The sequence below is a fragment of the Saccharospirillum sp. HFRX-2 genome, assembly GCF_043196805.1.
Lineage (GTDB): Bacteria > Pseudomonadota > Gammaproteobacteria > Pseudomonadales > Natronospirillaceae > Saccharospirillum.
Genome location: NZ_JBEBMU010000005.1, coordinates 158,662 through 173,362 on the forward strand (window position 1 = coordinate 158,662; position 14,701 = coordinate 173,362).

The 14,701-nt window shown below is 56.1% G+C and carries 15 protein-coding genes and 1 tRNA gene; 6 read left to right on the forward strand and 10 right to left on the reverse strand.

The features are described from left to right. Positions 1–124: 124 nt before the first annotated feature. Together ABMA60_RS12295 and ABMA60_RS12300 are read right to left on the reverse strand one after the other, a co-directional pair. The gene (locus tag ABMA60_RS12295) at positions 125–871 is read right to left on the reverse strand and encodes an ABC transporter permease (protein WP_392803464.1); all 747 of its coding nucleotides are present in this window, start codon (positions 869–871) and stop codon (positions 125–127) included. Beyond that, positions 868–1,818: an ABC transporter ATP-binding protein gene (locus ABMA60_RS12300; RefSeq protein WP_392803466.1), complete on the reverse strand. Its 951-nt coding sequence runs from the start codon at positions 1,816–1,818 to the stop codon at positions 868–870. The genes ABMA60_RS12295 and ABMA60_RS12300 overlap by 4 nt, the downstream gene beginning before the upstream one ends. A gap of 162 nt (positions 1,819–1,980) precedes the next feature. On the opposite strand from ABMA60_RS12300, the gene ABMA60_RS12305 reads away from it, so the two are divergent. Then, positions 1,981–2,562, forward strand: a complete 582-nt coding sequence (locus ABMA60_RS12305; RefSeq protein ID WP_392803468.1) for a TetR/AcrR family transcriptional regulator — start codon at positions 1,981–1,983, stop codon at positions 2,560–2,562. 86 nt (positions 2,563–2,648) lie between these two features. Here the strand turns inward: ABMA60_RS12305 and ABMA60_RS12310 are convergent, their stop codons facing one another. Continuing rightward, on the reverse strand, positions 2,649–3,056 hold the full coding sequence (locus ABMA60_RS12310) for a hypothetical protein (protein ID WP_392803470.1): 408 nt from the start codon (positions 3,054–3,056) through the stop codon (positions 2,649–2,651). A 342-nt stretch (positions 3,057–3,398) separates the two neighbouring features. Continuing rightward, positions 3,399–4,325 (reverse strand): DMT family transporter, encoded by a 927-nt coding sequence (locus tag ABMA60_RS12315; RefSeq protein WP_392803472.1) that lies wholly within the window; start codon positions 4,323–4,325, stop codon positions 3,399–3,401. Positions 4,326–4,416: 91 nt separating this feature from the next. Here ABMA60_RS12315 and ABMA60_RS12320 point away from each other — a divergent pair, with 91 nt between their 5' ends. Beyond that, a complete protein-coding gene (locus ABMA60_RS12320; RefSeq protein ID WP_392803474.1) occupies positions 4,417–5,316 on the forward strand; it encodes a LysR family transcriptional regulator in 900 nt (299 codons plus the stop codon). 124 nt (positions 5,317–5,440) lie between these two features. Here ABMA60_RS12320 and ABMA60_RS12325 read toward each other — a convergent pair whose 3' ends face one another. Together ABMA60_RS12325 and ABMA60_RS12330 are read right to left on the reverse strand one after the other, a co-directional pair. Further along, on the reverse strand, positions 5,441–5,842 hold the full coding sequence (locus ABMA60_RS12325; protein WP_392803476.1) for a hypothetical protein: 402 nt from the start codon (positions 5,840–5,842) through the stop codon (positions 5,441–5,443). Positions 5,843–6,443: 601 nt separating this feature from the next. Next, positions 6,444–6,535: transfer RNA gene (locus tag ABMA60_RS12330), tRNA-Ser, on the reverse strand. A 94-nt stretch (positions 6,536–6,629) separates the two neighbouring features. Here ABMA60_RS12330 and ABMA60_RS12335 point away from each other — a divergent pair. Further along, a complete protein-coding gene (locus ABMA60_RS12335; RefSeq protein ID WP_392803478.1) occupies positions 6,630–6,956 on the forward strand; it encodes a hypothetical protein in 327 nt (108 codons plus the stop codon). On the opposite strand, the gene ABMA60_RS12340 is transcribed toward ABMA60_RS12335, so the two are convergent. Then, on the reverse strand, positions 6,946–7,584 hold the full coding sequence (locus tag ABMA60_RS12340) for a TetR/AcrR family transcriptional regulator (RefSeq protein WP_392803480.1): 639 nt from the start codon (positions 7,582–7,584) through the stop codon (positions 6,946–6,948). The genes ABMA60_RS12335 and ABMA60_RS12340 overlap by 11 nt on opposite strands. Before the next feature lie 74 nt (positions 7,585–7,658). On the opposite strand from ABMA60_RS12340, the gene ABMA60_RS12345 reads away from it, so the two are divergent. Both ABMA60_RS12345 and ABMA60_RS12350 read left to right on the forward strand, forming a co-directional pair. Beyond that, a complete protein-coding gene (locus ABMA60_RS12345; protein ID WP_392803482.1) occupies positions 7,659–8,021 on the forward strand; it encodes a darcynin family protein in 363 nt (120 codons plus the stop codon). Beyond that, positions 8,018–8,767 carry an SDR family oxidoreductase gene (locus tag ABMA60_RS12350; protein WP_392803484.1) on the forward strand — a complete coding sequence of 250 codons (750 nt, stop codon included), beginning with the start codon at positions 8,018–8,020 and terminating at the stop codon, positions 8,765–8,767. The genes ABMA60_RS12345 and ABMA60_RS12350 overlap by 4 nt, the downstream gene beginning before the upstream one ends. Before the next feature lie 138 nt (positions 8,768–8,905). Here the strand turns inward: ABMA60_RS12350 and ABMA60_RS12355 are convergent, their stop codons facing one another. After that, a complete protein-coding gene (locus tag ABMA60_RS12355) occupies positions 8,906–9,883 on the reverse strand; it encodes an oxidoreductase (protein ID WP_392803486.1) in 978 nt (325 codons plus the stop codon). Between the two features lie 105 nt (positions 9,884–9,988). Here ABMA60_RS12355 and ABMA60_RS12360 point away from each other — a divergent pair, with 105 nt between their 5' ends. Beyond that, a complete protein-coding gene (locus ABMA60_RS12360; protein ID WP_392803488.1) occupies positions 9,989–10,912 on the forward strand; it encodes an AraC family transcriptional regulator in 924 nt (307 codons plus the stop codon). A 61-nt stretch (positions 10,913–10,973) separates the two neighbouring features. On the opposite strand, the gene adk is transcribed toward ABMA60_RS12360, so the two are convergent. Both adk and ppc read right to left on the reverse strand, forming a co-directional pair. Next, positions 10,974–11,630, reverse strand: coding sequence for an adenylate kinase (gene adk / locus ABMA60_RS12365; protein WP_392803490.1), 657 nt, complete (start codon positions 11,628–11,630; stop codon positions 10,974–10,976). Between the two features lie 300 nt (positions 11,631–11,930). Then, positions 11,931–14,546: a phosphoenolpyruvate carboxylase gene (gene ppc, locus ABMA60_RS12370; RefSeq protein WP_392803492.1), complete on the reverse strand. Its 2,616-nt coding sequence runs from the start codon at positions 14,544–14,546 to the stop codon at positions 11,931–11,933. Positions 14,547–14,701 lie beyond the last annotated feature (155 nt).

Below are 14,701 nucleotides of genomic sequence, written 5' to 3' on the forward strand. Positions count from 1 at the left end.
GATACGCAGCGTTTTGACTCTCTTGCATTAAGTTGCATTGCTGCCCGAGCCGTTTGGTTCGGGCTTTTTTTTGCGTGAGTGTTACGCCGCCTTCTCAACTCATGCCCGGCCGGGCGTTCGGTAATCAGATATCGCGTCGCTGAAACATCAGTTGACTGATGATCCAGGTGATCAGCACCGTGAGCGCTAGCAGGATCATGCCCTGAGCGGGAGGCAGAGCGTCGTCAATAAGCACAACCCGGTAAGACGACTGGCCGGCAGTAATCGGCCAAAAGCGTTCGAACCAAGCCGGCAGGGCGGGTGCGAGCGCAGGGATGATGAGCGCAATGCCGATCAGCACGGAGAGACTGGTCGTGCTCGAACGCGTCAAAACACCGATCGCCAGGCCGATGAGCGCAAACAACGTCAGGTAAAGGGCGCCGGCAAAGAGCGCCGTCAACACCGGCGGATCGGTCATCTGGGCGGATGGCAGGCCGACACCGGCGAGGGTCAACTGCACGACCCAAAAACTCAATAAGGTGGTTAACAGGGCCGTGATGTACGCGAAGACGGTCACCACCAAGGTCTTGCTGATCAACAGACGAAAACGCGACGGTACCGAGAATACACTGCTGCCGATCATGCCGGTGGCGTATTCCGGCGTGATCGCCAGCGCTCCCAACATACCGATGATCAACTGGGCGAACAGAAACCCCTTCAGGCTTTCTGCGGTCGGGTCCCAGTTGGCCGGTAGCTCGGCAGGCGTCAGTGTCAACATATCCGAGATGCCCAGCAGGCCGAGTAAAGCGCTGGAGACGAGTGTGCACAGGGCCGCGATCCAGGTGCTTTTGACGCTGAGCAACTTTTTCCATTCGAATTTCAGGCTGTTCATGATGAGATGGTCTCGTTTTGGGTGGCGGTTTGGGTCAACCTCAGGAAGACGTCTTCCAGCGATTCACGGATCGCACTCAGCTCTTCCAGAGCAATGCCGTTAGCGGCGGCGGTTTCGCCAATAGTGGTCATATCCGTACCGGTCATTATCAGGCTGGTGTCGTCTTGGATTTGCAGCTCTACGCCGGCCTCTGTAAGGATGTTCAGCAGCTTTTCCCGGTCCCGGGTCCGCACACGAATGGCTTTGCTGGTATGGGTGTCGATAAATTCCTGCAGCGGCGATTCAGCGATTAATTTGCCTTGGGCGATGATCACCACATCGTCAGCGGCCAGCTCCATCTCCGACATCAGATGACTCGAAAACAAAACCGTTCTGCCTTCATCGGCCAGGGTCCGCATCAAGCGCCGCATCCAACGGATACCTTCGGGGTCGAGACCGTTCAATGGCTCGTCGAGCACCACCACCTGAGGATTACCCAGCAAAGCCGTGGCGATACCAAGGCGCTGATTCATACCCAGTGAAAACTCACCGGCGCGTCGATCGGCGTATTGGGCGAGGCCGACAAATTCGAGCATTTCCTCAACCCGTTTTTTGCCGAGACCGGCCGCGTAAGCGAAGCCGAGCAGATGGTCATAGGCGGTACGGGCAGGATGTACCGCTCGCGCATCGAGCAAAGCGCCAATTGTGCTGGCCGGTTGGGGGAGGTCAGACACCGCGATTCCGCCCAGGGTAATATGGCCGCGAGTCGGTCTGGCGAGGCCGAGCAGCATGCGTAGGGTGGTGCTTTTGCCGGCGCCGTTTGGGCCGAGAAAGCCGGTCACCACGCCGCCACGGGCGCTAAAACTGAGGTCATCAACAACATGAGTGTTGCGATAACGCTTGGTCAGCCCTTGGGCTTGAATGCCGGGGGCGAATGAGTTCTCTTCCGATAATCGTTCTGAAATCACGATGAGTTCCTGCTTAGGGTGGGTTGTTCCCAAGCCATTCGGGGCTTGCCGGAGGGTGAGGGAGCCGAGGGATTCAGTTACTGGATATTTAGATGCATTGCTGTATCTTATCGACGAAGCTAACCGAGTCAAGATGCATGATTGCATCTTAAGAGAGATAGTATGAGCGAACGACGTCGCGGCGCGGAATTGGAGCGCGCCATCCTGGATGCCGCCTGGTTGGAATTGGTCGAGCAGGGGTTTAATGGTCTGACGATGGAGCGGGTTGCATTGCGGGCCGGTACCAGTCGCCCGGTGCTGGCGCGGCGCTGGAGCTCCAAGGTGGAACTGTCGGTCGCCGCCATTCGTCAGCAAATGGAGCAGTATCCACTGGCGGTGCCTGACCGAGGTGACCTGCGTACTGAACTGCTTGAGTTTCTCGACCGTGCTTCCAAACGCTCAACGGGTATCGCCATAGCGTTCAGTCTGATCGCCAGCGAATACTTTGCAGAAAGCGCGACCACACCCGACGAGCTCCGTGCCACCTTGACCGAGAAAGAGCCCATTGTGCTGCCGGTCATCTTTGAGCGCGGTATCGAACGAGGGGAAATTGAGCGACGGCGACTGACGCCCGTGGTCGCTTCCTTACCGGGAGACCTGTTTCGGCATTACGTCGTGATGAACTTCGCGGCGCCGTCCGAGGCGTTGCGCCGGGAATGGGTCGACGAGATTTTTCTACCGCTGGTTCGGGTAACGAAAAACTAAAGCGTCACGCCACAACTTGGTTACGATGTTGGACAGCCAAGTTTTCATTCTGGTGGTTGTTCACTGGTTTTCCGCTCTGATAGCAATTAAAGCCCTTCGCGAGTGACGATATCAACGACTCTCAATTTGGCTTTTTCTTTGGCATCTAAGGCGGTGGCATCGGCCATCTGCTGGGCGCGTTCTGGCTCATCGGGGGCTACAAATAAATAGAGCTCACTTAAATTTTGCTGGAAGTTGTTGAAGGCATGCTCGCAGATGCCCTGAGCCATGTCGGCCAGTGAGTTGGGCTCTGCCCTGGTGTCGGCAAGCGTGGATGCGGCCAAATCCATGCAGTCAGCGTAGTCCGAAAAGGCTTGTTGGGTTTGCACTTTAAGTTGTTCGGTTGTTGCTGGTGTATTAGCGGGCAGATCAGTCTGTGCAGCTGCTGTTGTCGGTGGTGTGGATTGGCAACCGGCAAGGATTGTAGTCAGCAAAAAGAGTGAGATTCGGTTCATAGTCAGCGTCCAAAAATGATCGGCCCGAATAGTAATCTGATCCGGTTAATACTCCTATTTCATGTACACATTTTTCTGTTATTCCTGCTATCTAGATCATCTGGTTTGAGTATTCAGCTCAGATAAAACTTCTCAAGCAGCTGCGAAGACTTCTCTTTCATTTTATCTAGGATGTTAGGTTAATTACCGTTAATGCCGGCGACGTTGCGCCGCAAGAAATCTCTGGAAATGGGCGTTAGGTTTATGCAATAGAATCATCTCATTAGGAACGAAACTCTTTTGTGGGGAGAAGTTTAGTAAAAAGGAAGCTCTTTCGAGAAAGAACTGCTGCAAATTACTTCGTCACCCAGATTCCTGGAAACGCCCAGTTGTGAGCTTAGGCAATAAGATACGCTTTAGCAGCGTAATGCCAACGCCTAAGCTGACTACCATAACGCCCACCAAACCCCAGACTCCCGGATATTCATCAAACAACCAGGCGGCCCAGATCAGAGTCACCGCGGGTGTCAGATAGACCAGCGTCGAAGTTCTGGTAACACCTAAACGACGTAAGCTGCTCACAAAAAAGCCATAGCCACCAAAGGTCGACAGCACGATCAGCCAACCGAGCGCAGCCAGGCTGCTGTTATCAAACGGCACCGTGGTGGAACCCGGTTGCGCCGCTATGAGTGCCGCTGCGGTAAACAGCAAGGTGGCGCCAAGCAATTGGACGGTCAGGGTCGGCAGCATGGCCGTGCCAGTCGACCAATGGTGAGCCAGCAAGCTGCCCAGGGTGACGCTGAGCACGGCGAGCAGCGGCAGGCTGTAAGCCCAAAGCGGCGTGCCCGGGTTCAATTGCAACTCACTGGCAACACAAAGCAAAACGCCGATACTGGCGATACCCATGCCCAGCCAGCCTTGTTTCGATAATCGCTCTCCCAGCCAGGGGCCGGCCAGGGCCGCAGCCAGCAAAGGTTGCAGCGCCGCGATAAGCGCCGTCAGGCTGGTGCTGACACCCTGATCAAGCGCCAGAATTACCCCGAGCAGATAACCGCCCACGGTTAAACAACCAATGACCGCCTCTTTTAATAGAGCGGCCAGCTGCGGACGCTGGCTGGACAATAACAACCATCCCAACGCGGCCAGAGCGAACGCAAACAGGAAGCGCCAAGCGAACAATGCCAGCACCGGCACAGGCGACTGAGTGGCGAGTTCGCCACCGATAAAACCAGAACTCCAACAGATGACAAAACCGGCGGCGATCAGCGCGGAAGAAAAGGATAGGGACATGGCGAACCTCTGAGCCGACGAATGAGTGGGCTTGAGGTTGCGCTGAGAAGAGTATTAAATAAATCGAAATATAATGTATCTAGGATTCAATATGTCTGAAGTCTCAACGGCAGCACTGGATCTGGAGTTATTACGCAGCTTTCAGGCCGCCGCCCAGTTGGGTTCCTTGGCCGCAGCGGCAGAACAACGGCACCGAACGCTGGGTGCTATTAGTATGCAGATCAAACGGCTGGAAGCGGTGCTGGACAGCCAGTTGCTGGAGCGCGGACCACGAGGCGTCACCCTGACCGCAACGGGTGAGGCTCTGTTGCATGAAAGCCGCGAACTGCTGCGTCAGCACGACGGCATCCTGGCTCGATTCACCGGCCGTGGTCTGGCCGGCAAAGTGCGCCTGGGGTTACCGGAAGACTATGCCCGAGAACTGCTCAAGGGCGTCATGCCAGAGTTCGTCAGTCGTCACCCAGACGTCTTGCTCGAAGCCGTGACCGCCAACAGCGGAGACCTGGCGCGTCAGATTCAGGCGTCGAAATTGTCGATTGCTGTAGTGTTGGATCGGCCGGTCGCGCTGTCCGGCGGAAAGCCGCTATGGCAAACCAACCCGGTTTGGGTTGGTGCTCGTCACACCCGCTTTGATGACCTGGCCAGTTTGCCCTTGGCCGTACACGACGCCGACTGCCCCTATCGTCAGTTGGCCGTCGAAGCCTTGGAAAAATCCAAACGTCGCTGGCACGCCGTTTTCACCTCCACCAGTATTCATGCAATAGAACAGGCGGTAGAAGCGGGAATGGCAGTGAGTGTGATTGACAGAGAACGGATGACCTCGGCGATGGTTGAATTGGGGCCTGACGATGGATTACCAGCCTTGCCTCGCTGCCAGGCGCGACTGCACTTAGCGCCGCATATAGATGAGCCATCAAGGCCGGCGGTTGAAGCTTTGGCGGCGATGCTGGAGGAGTGGTTGTTGGATCGGGGGCCTTGGCGGTGGTTGTGAAAAAACAGCCTTAGTGGAAAGGCTGGTTGGTTTATCTGTCGGCCTTCGCCGGCTTTAAATGAAAACTTTTATTGAGTGTAGTCGGGTGAATACCCAGCCCAGCTTATTATTTGAACCTTTCGAATTATTGAAATCGCCGGTAATTCACAATCTCTATGACCCTGGCCTTAAAGCCTTCTTGAGTTTCTAAAGCCACTGAATCTGCCAGATCATCAGCTTGCTGATATTCGGATGTCTGAACAGTAGATCGATACAGTTCTTTAATGGTGTCGTGAAATACATTGAAACGTGCTTCGCAATCGGAATGTGCCCTATCTGCAATTACCGAAGCGGCTTCATTGCTGCTCGTCAAAGTGTTGGTTGTCGATTCCAAGCAATCGGCATAAGCCGAAATGGACAGTTTGGTTAGCTTTTCTAATTCAACCGTGGACGTGGGTTTGGGTGGTATGTCTGACACTGTGTTGGTGGCGTTGGATTGGCAGCCTGCGAGCGTGGCTAAAAGGATAAAGCCTAGAAAACGATGCATGAATAAATCCTAAAATTACTATCTGGTTCGTTTGGCAAAGATTGGCAATTAGGGCATTCGTGACGACTGAACGTTGAAACCTTGGCTGCCAGAGAGTTTATGAGAATAGAACCAAGATATCTGGTTATTTTTGGTGTGAAACTGAGCGTGGATTGGTGAGTGCGGGTGGTAGGGCGAGCTCCGTTCGGGATGGGCTTGCGTGCTTTGCACGCAACCTGGCTTTGCCAGGCGCTGACGCGGCCCTGAATGCTTTGCGTTCAGTCGACAAAATTGTCGGGAGCAATTTTGCATGAGCGAAGCGAACCCGAAGGGTGGCTGCCATGGATGGCGGCCATCACCCGGCGGAGGACGCGAACGAAGTCCCCTCGCTTTGCGAGGTTCAATAAAAAACGGGACAGGGAAGAGCGTTACATTGGAATAGGGCCACCCGTTCGGGATGGGCTTGCGTGCTTTGCACGCAACCTGGCTTTGCCAGGCGCTTACGCGGCCCTGAACGCGGAGCGTTCAGTCGAACCCGGCGGCGAACGCGAACGAAGTCCCCTCGCTTTGCGAGGTTGAACAAAAAAGGGGACCCACTAGGGGTCCCCTTTTTTGTTCAATTTGGCGGAGAGTGAGGGATTCGAACCCCCGGTAGGCGCAAACCTACGGCTGATTTCAAGTCAGCTGCATTAAACCGAGCTCTGCCAACTCTCCATAACGCGGCGCAGTTTACCGGACTGACTTTGGGTGTCAACTGGAATCTTGCTAAGCTGCTGAAATTCAACGAGAAAAGTCACTTGGAGGCGGTATGCATTTGTTGGCGGTTTATGTGCCTCAGTCTCATAAAGACGCAGTCATCGAGGCGTTGGCTCGGGCTGGGGCGGGTCGCATTGGGGATTATGAGGCCTGTGCCTGGTCGACCTTGGGGCAGGGCCAGTTTCGGCCTTTGGATGGTGCTCAGCCGCATATCGGTGCGGTTGGGGAGTTGGAGCAGGTGGCGGAATATAAAGTCGAGATGGTCTGTGACGATGAGGTTATTCCCGCTGTGTTGGCGGCGCTTGTGGAGTCGCATCCTTATGAAGAGCCGGCGCATCATTTATTGCCGATTCTGAGTCGGCGTGATTTTAATTTTTGACAGTCGCAGGCTCTGCGTCCGGTAACGGCCTTCCTAAATAACCGTAGATGGCCCGGCGCACTCGGTTGGCGAGGGATGTTCGGTCGGTTTCTCCTAACATGCCAGCGGTGTCGACCATGCCGCGTGTCAGGGCACTTAAATCCTGAGCGGCCAGTTCTGGCTGATCAATTCCAAAACGGGTCAGGGTGGCGGCAACCTGGGTGTTGATGTCGGCTTTGATGGCGGCGGTTTCTTCGCTGATCGGCAGGCTGTTTTCGATGTATTCCAGGGTGCTTGCCAGGCGCGGTCGTTCCAGTTGATGTTGGATGGCGGCGTTAATAAAGCCATCGACCATGTTGGCAAAATCGCCGGTTTCTACTGCCTGGGCGTGTGCGCTGATGGCGTCGCGCAGTTTGGCGCGTTCAATTCGAATCAGTTCGGCGAGCAGGGCTTCTTTGGATGGGAAGTATTGATAGAGGCTGCCGATGCTGACGCCTGCCTTGGCGGCCACCGCGTTGGTGTTAAAAGCGGCCAGGCCGTCACTTTCTAAAATACGAGCAGCGGCTTCGAGGATGACGTCGATGGTCACGGCCGAGCGCGCTTGGCGTGGCTTTTTGCGAGGGTTGATGGCTTTTTTAGGCGGGCTCATGAATGCGAGTACGTAAAGTGAGTAATTGCTCATAACATAGTCTTACTCCCTGAGTGACACAAGAGGCTATGACCATGTCTACCCTGACGACTGCTGAACCGATGTTTACTGTTTTTGTTTTGCTGCGGGCTTTGCCTGCCTGGTTGGGGCTTTCGCGCGAGCAGCGTAACGATATCGCTGAATCGTCACTGAGTACGGCGATTGAAGGCCGGGCGGTGACCTTGCAGCACTTTGATGCTGAAGCGTTTTCCAGTTATTGCTCCGATATTTCGGTGTTTGAAACCCGCAGTTTGCTCGATTTCTATTGCGTGATGGAACGCCTGCGCGACTCGCCGTTATTCAGCGTGCCTTATTTTGAACTGGTGCAGATTCTGCCCGCGCTGCAAGACGGCTTTCGCTATTACGAGCAACTGGCGGGTGGAGCGCTGAGCGTATGAACCTTCAAGGACAAACCGCCTTGGTGACCGGCGGCAGTGCCGGCATTGGGCAAGCGCTGGCGTTGATGCTGGCGGAGCAGGGCGCTGAGGTGATTATTGTTGGCCGGGACGAACAACGCTTACGCGAAACTGCAGCGCAATATCCGCAGCGTATTCACTATCGGGTGGTCGATTTAACACAACCGGAGCAGCAGGATTGGCTAGTGGCCGAAGTTAAACAAGAATGGCCGCAACTCTCTCTGCTGATTAATAACGCCGGTGTGCAGATCAATATGCCACCCATTGGCGTGGATGACGCCGGTTTGCTGGAAGCCATGCGCGCTGAGCAAGGCTTGAATCTGGCGGCGCCGATTACCTTGTGTTTTGGGTTGCTGCCAACGCTCGCGCAACAGCCGGAAGCCAGCATTGTGAATGTCTCTTCCGGTTTGGCGTTAGCGCCTAAGCGCACGGCGCCGGTGTATTGCGCGACGAAAGCGGGCTTGAGTCAGTTCAGTCGGGCATTGCGTTATCGCTGCGAGGACGCTGCGCCGTCGGTGGCGGTAATGGATGTGATGATGGCGCTGGTGGACACCCAGATGACAGCAGGTCGCGGCCGCGGCAAGTTGACGCCGGAGCAAGCAGCGCAGGCCATTATTGATGCGATCGAGCAACGTCAGCCACAGCTTTGGGTGGCCAATACCAAGCTGTTGCGGGTGTTGCTGAGGTGTTGGCCGCCACTGGCGTATAAGTTGTTGCGTAACGGTTGAGCGCTGGCATGAATCGAAAAAAGGGCCGGTCGGCCCTTTTGTTTGTTGTTTCGTACCGATTCACTATGGAAGTTATCGAATTATCTAAGGCAGCCTTCGCCTCTTTTTTCTGGTTAGTCCAGTGCTGATTTGAGTGTTTTAGTGGGCTTTAAAAGTCACACCGGTCATCTGTTCGCTAAGTTGCCACAACCGCTCTGCCTGCTCAGGATCCATCGCCCAGGGTCGGACGCCTAACAGCTCAGTTGAGTCGGCTGCTACGGCCTGAGCAATATTGCAGTTCTCACAGTAGACCCCGCCGAGGCCATTAAGCATCGGGCTGGTTGCACACCACACAGTCGTAGCTGCCCCCTGATCGATGGTTTTTTTGTTGGATTCCGGATCGATGATTGGCTGGCCATCGGCGTCGCGATAACCCGACGCGATGCTGGCCTCAATCGGTATGTCGCGACTGAAACCGGATTCGACAACACCGCCTGGATGCAGTGCAAAGCTGCGTACACCCTGGTCTTTTCCGAGTCGGTCGAGCCAAACCGAAAACAGAGCGTTGGCGGATTTTGACTGGCCGTAGGCAACCATAGCGTCGTAGTCGCGGTGTGCGAAATTCACATCGTCAAAATTCACCGGGGCTGTGGCGTGGCCGCAGGATGAAACGGTGACCACACGCGCCTGGCCGCGTACCAGAGCGGGCCAGAGTTGCACTGTCAATTGGAAGTGGCCGAGGTGATTGGTGGCGAACTGGGCTTCGTAACCACGGGCATCGTGTTGCCGGCTAAGACCAATATAGCCGGCGTTGTTGATCAGCAGATGGATGGTCGGATGTTCCGCCAGCACTTTATTAGCGAAGGTGCGAATCGAGTCCGGGTCGATTAGGTCGAGTGGTTCAATCTGGATGTTTGCTGTGTCTTGCAGTACCTGGCGGGCTTTATCGACGTTACGTGCCGGTACGATCACGGTGGCGCCGGCACTAATCAGCGCTTGGCTGGTTTCAAGTCCAATGCCGGAATAGCCGCCGGTAACGATGGCAACTTTTCCGCTTAAATCGATATCACGGATAACATCGCGTGCGGTGCTTGCCGCGCCGAAGGGTGAAGATAGGGGCTGTTGCAGTGTGTTCATTACGCATCCTCATTACTTGAAGCGGTGATTGGATGCCTAGCTTAGACGCGCATTTCTGGACGTAGAATAATTGATGGTCCGAAATACATACGATAGAGTCCGAAAATGCAGACTGATCCTCTTTCCGACATCCTCGCTGCTTTTGATACCCGCGCTATGGTTTCCGGAGGTATCAATGCCGGTGGTGATTGGGCTATTCGTTTCCCAGCGCCGGGTACTATCAAGTTTGGTGCGGTAGTTCGTGGTCGGTGTCAGCACGAACTGGAAGGCTGTGACGGCTCGGTGGCGCTTACCGGTGGCGACGTCTTTGTCGTCAATGGCCGCTATCCAATCCGCCTCTCCAGTGGGCCTGATGTTGCCTTTGTTGACGCCGTCGAGGCCTATGGTGATGGCAATATTGCAGTGCTCGGTCGGGGCGATGATTTTCAACTGCTCGGTGGACACCTAACACTCGACCCTGTGGGCTTAACCCTTTTGGCTGATGTGTTACCACCGCTGATTCACATTAGCGCCCAATCGCCTCAGGCGGCTGATCTGATCTGGTTACTGGAACGACTGATTGCAGAAATGGCATCGGGGCGTCCTGGGTCTAAGGCGATTTCCCAGCCATTGGCACATCTTCTATTTGTGCATGCCCTGCGCGGTTACATCGAAACCAGCGACGATCTGACGGGTTGGCTGAAAGCTTTAGTCGATCCGCGTATTGCACCAGCCATAAGTCTGATGCATGCCCAGCCAGGTAGAGACTGGCATTTGACGGAACTGGCTGCGGCGGTTGGGATGTCACGCAGTAATTTTGCGGAACGCTTCAGGAATGTGGCAGGAATGACGCCTCTGGCTTACCTGAGATTTTGGCGTATGCGCTTGGCTGAAAATGCCTTACTCGATGGTGCAACGTCTCTGGCGTCATTATCGGCATCGCTTGGGTATGCGTCGGAGAGTTCTTTTAGCACCGCTTTCAAGCAGGTGGTCGGGGTGGCGCCATCGCAATACCGGGTGCAGGCTAAGGCGGCCAGGAAATTAGTCTGACAGCCTTCATCAGCGACAAAAAAAGGGAGGCATCAGCCTCCCTTTTTCAGTTCACGGCAGCTTAGCCATCGATGGCTTTAAAAATGCTGTCGCGGATATCTTCAACGCCGCCGACGCCCGGAATGTAGATATAACTCGGGGCGTTTTCCGGTTCTTTCTCGGCCAGGTCTTTGTAGTAACCCACCAGCGGTTTGGTCTGGGCGTGGTATACCTCCAGACGTTTGGCGACGGTTTCTTCTTGGTCGTCGCTGCGCTGGATCAGCGGTTCACCGGTTTCGTCGTCTTTGCCAGCCACTTTGGGCGGGTTGTTGTCGACGTGGTAAACGCGGCCGGAGGCTTCGTGGACGCGGCGGCCACTGATGCGTTTGATGATTTCGCTGTCGTCGACATCGATGTCCACCACGAAATCAATCTGCACGCCTTCGTTTTTCAACGCTTCGGCTTGCGGAATGGTACGTGGGAAGCCGTCGAACAGGCAGCCATTGGCGCAGTCGGGCTGGGTGATGCGTTCTTTGATCAGCGCGATGATGGTTTCATCGGAGACCAAGCCACCGGAGGCCATGACTTCCTTGACCTTCAGACCCAGCGGGCTGCCCGCTTTAACAGCAGCACGCAGCATGTCGCCCGTGGAAATCTGCGGAATGTCGTACTTCTCGGTAATGTATTGGGCTTGAGTACCCTTACCGGCACCAGGTGCGCCCAGCAGAATAATGCGCATTGACGAAAAGCTCCTCAGTTCTATGAAATTCAAAAACGGTTCAAATGGGGGGCCAGCCGGAACATGTTAAAGGCTCTGGCCTTGGCTAACTTAGTGGGGATTGGCCAGCCTCCTAATGCTGGGCTGGCCCGGAATCTTTGGCGTGCGGGTTACTGTTGTCCTTTTATGCCGCTAGGCCCGGGGCCTATTTTTGCCAGCCCGTAAGATACCTGCCCGTTTGAATAAGCTCAACCCGAATGGGAGCCCAACACTATCCGACTTCCGTCGAATAGGCTCCCTCGGGTGTCGAAAGCGCCGCTTTTAGCCGGTATTGCGCATACCTGCTGAGATGCCCGCCATGGTCACTTTCAACGCTCTTTCCAACTGAGCGTCGAAGTTACCGGCCTTGCGTTCACGCTTGAGCAGCTCGGCTTGCAGGTAGTTGAGCGGGTCGGTATAGGGGTTGCGCACCTGAATCGACTGCGCCAGCAGGGGATCGCTGGCCAGCAGTTCTTTCTGGCGTTTGATGCGATTCATCAGTTCTTCGCTGACGCGCAGGTCGTCACGCAGTTGCTCGCCCAGGCTGTGCAGCTCATCAGGTACCAACTGCTTTTCGTAGTAAGCCGCGATGGAGCGATCGGCCTTGCCCAAGACCATTTCCAGCAGGTCGAGGAAGGCGCTGAAGAAAGGCCAGTGATCGACCATATCCTGCAGCGTATCCGGAGATTGCTCCAGGCCGTATTCCAGTGCCTGGCGTGCGCCCAGCCAGGAAGGCAGGTTCAAACGCACCTGCATCCAGGCGAACACCCAGGGAATGGCGCGCAGACTTTCCACGCCGCCGGTGGCTTTGCGTTTGGCCGGGCGACTGCCCAGCGCCAGCAGGCCGAGTTCCTGTTCCGGTGTCAGGCTGCGGAAATAGGGCACGAAGCGTTCGTCGTGACGCACGGTATCGCGATAGGCGGTCAGGCTGGCTTGTGACATCTGTTCGAGCAGGTCGCGCCATTCCTGTTTCGGGGCTGCGTTGGGCTCCAGTGTGGCGCGCAGGGTGGCGGCCACATAGATGCCCAGGCTGCGTACCGCAACGCGGGGCAGACCAAACTTATAACGAATCATCTCGCCTTGTTCGGTGACTCGAATCGCGCCTTGGACGGAACCCGGCGGTTGCGAGGCCATGGCTTTTTCGACCGGGCCGCCGCCGCGACCAACGGTGCCGCCACGACCGTGGAACAGCATCAGATGAATGTTGTTCTGTTGTGCCAGAGCGACCAGTTTTTCCTGCGCTTTGTATTGCGCCCAGGTGGCGGTCAGTTTGCCGGCGTCTTTGGCGGAGTCGGAGTAGCCGATCATTACCGTCTGGCGCGCATCGCAGTACTGACGATAGGCGGGCATGGACCAGAGTTGCTCCATCACATCGAAGCTGCGGTCCAGGTCATCCAGGGTTTCAAACAGCGGTACGATGGGCACGTTCCAGTTCAGGCCGCTTTCTTTCAGGATCAGCGCTACGGCCAGCACATCAGACGGCTGACGGGCCATGGAAATGATGTAGCTGGACAGCGTTTCCGGCGGTTCTTCGGCCAGAATACGGGCGGTGTCGAGCACTTCCTGAGTGTCGGCGCTGGGTTCCCAGTTGCGTGGCAGCAGTGGACGTTTGCTGGCCAGTTGTTCCAGCAGGAAGGCTTGGCGTTGGGCTTCGTACCATTCACCGTACTCGCCCAGTTCCAGATAGCGGGTGATTTCATCCAGTGCCTGGACGTGGCGGTCGCTGTCCTGGCGGATGTCGAGTGGCACCAGATTGATGCCAAAGCAATGCACACGGCGAATGGTGTCGAGCAGGCTGCCACGGGCGATGCGTTTCATGCCGCAGTCGGTCAGCGAGCGGTAACACAGCATCAGCGGTTCGAGCAGGTCGTCGCGGCGGGTAATGACGTCGTCTGGAGGCGTCGGGGTTTCACCATTTACACAGGCATCGGCCCATTCCAGGGTGCGCTGCAGGCGGTCACGCAGGCTGTGCAGAATGGCGCGATAGGGCGTGCGCACGTCACCGGAGCGAGCCAGCAGCTCGTCGGACGCTTCGCTCATGCTCAGATCACCGGCCAGATCGTGAATGTCTTTGAGGTACAGATCGGCGGCCATCCAGCGACCCAACAAAATAACTTCGCGGGTGACGGTGTGGGTGACGTTGGGGTTGCCGTCACGGTCGCCGCCCATCCAGGAGTAAAAGTGGAAGGGTGAGGCGTCGACGGGCAGACCCTGGCCCAGACGATGGCGCGCGGCGCGGTCCAGTTCGCGCATAAATTGTGGCACGGCTTGCCACAGCGAATTCTCGATCACCGCGAAACCCCACTTGGCTTCATCGACCGCGGTCGGGCGCTCGTCGCGAATTTCGTTGGTGTGCCAGATCTCATCGACGGTGCGCTTAAGGCCCGATTGCAGTTCGTTGCGCTCATGCGGCAACAAGTCAGTGCGCTTGAGTTCGGCCAGTGCCTGGGCAATACGCTCGTATTTGCGGATCAGCGTACGGCGGGTGACTTCGGTCGGGTGAGCGGTCAGCACCAGTTCGATATTGAGGTTCTTCAGCGCGCCGGCGACATCGTCTTTGCCCAGGGTGTCGACCAGTTCGTCCAGGGTCGATTCCAGGCTGATTTTCTGTTGCGCTTCGGCGCTGGAGAAATACTGTTCATCGGCAATGTTGGCGAGATTTAGAAACTGACTGAACGCCCGCACGATGGGCAGGATATCCTCGTCTTCCAGGTGCGCCAGTTCATCGATTAAAGGTTGTGGGTCGCCATCTTCGGAGGCGTTAACGGCCTTGCCCAGGCGGCGGATGTCTTCCACCTTGCGAAACAATTCTGGACCCTGGTTCTCGAGCAGGGTGTCGCCCAGCAATTCGCCCAGCATTCGAACGTTGTCGCGTAGGGTTTCTGGGATAACGGTCATGATATGGATGCTCCCTCTGGATGCGTAGTCGGCGCGCAGCCTCCAAGCATAGTCGGAGTGCGCATGTTGTGCCGAAGCGCCATCGGCCTGTGCAGCCTCAATCGGCGCGTTATAATAATTAACAGTGCTCGACCATCGTGCCGAGCCAGACCTGT

Excerpts from the sequence above, each read along its gene's own strand:
- ABMA60_RS12340 (WP_392803480.1), bottom strand. The coding sequence starts at position 7,584 with ATGAGCCCGCCTAAAAAAGCCATCAACCCTCGCAAAAAGCCACGCCAA.
- adk (WP_392803490.1), bottom strand. The coding sequence starts at position 11,630 with ATGCGCATTATTCTGCTGGGCGCACCTGGTGCCGGTAAGGGTACTCAA.
- ABMA60_RS12320 (WP_392803474.1), top strand. The coding sequence starts at position 4,417 with ATGTCTGAAGTCTCAACGGCAGCACTGGATCTGGAGTTATTACGCAGC.
- ABMA60_RS12310 (WP_392803470.1), bottom strand. The coding sequence starts at position 3,056 with ATGAACCGAATCTCACTCTTTTTGCTGACTACAATCCTTGCCGGTTGC.
- ABMA60_RS12315 (WP_392803472.1), bottom strand. The coding sequence starts at position 4,325 with ATGTCCCTATCCTTTTCTTCCGCGCTGATCGCCGCCGGTTTTGTCATC.
- ABMA60_RS12345 (WP_392803482.1), top strand. The coding sequence starts at position 7,659 with ATGTCTACCCTGACGACTGCTGAACCGATGTTTACTGTTTTTGTTTTG.
- ABMA60_RS12350 (WP_392803484.1), top strand. The coding sequence starts at position 8,018 with ATGAACCTTCAAGGACAAACCGCCTTGGTGACCGGCGGCAGTGCCGGC.
- ABMA60_RS12325 (WP_392803476.1), bottom strand. The coding sequence starts at position 5,842 with ATGCATCGTTTTCTAGGCTTTATCCTTTTAGCCACGCTCGCAGGCTGC.
- ABMA60_RS12295 (WP_392803464.1), bottom strand. The coding sequence starts at position 871 with ATGAACAGCCTGAAATTCGAATGGAAAAAGTTGCTCAGCGTCAAAAGC.
- ppc (WP_392803492.1), bottom strand. The coding sequence starts at position 14,546 with ATGACCGTTATCCCAGAAACCCTACGCGACAACGTTCGAATGCTGGGC.
- ABMA60_RS12355 (WP_392803486.1), bottom strand. The coding sequence starts at position 9,883 with ATGAACACACTGCAACAGCCCCTATCTTCACCCTTCGGCGCGGCAAGC.
- ABMA60_RS12360 (WP_392803488.1), top strand. The coding sequence starts at position 9,989 with ATGCAGACTGATCCTCTTTCCGACATCCTCGCTGCTTTTGATACCCGC.
- ABMA60_RS12305 (WP_392803468.1), top strand. The coding sequence starts at position 1,981 with ATGAGCGAACGACGTCGCGGCGCGGAATTGGAGCGCGCCATCCTGGAT.
- ABMA60_RS12335 (WP_392803478.1), top strand. The coding sequence starts at position 6,630 with ATGCATTTGTTGGCGGTTTATGTGCCTCAGTCTCATAAAGACGCAGTC.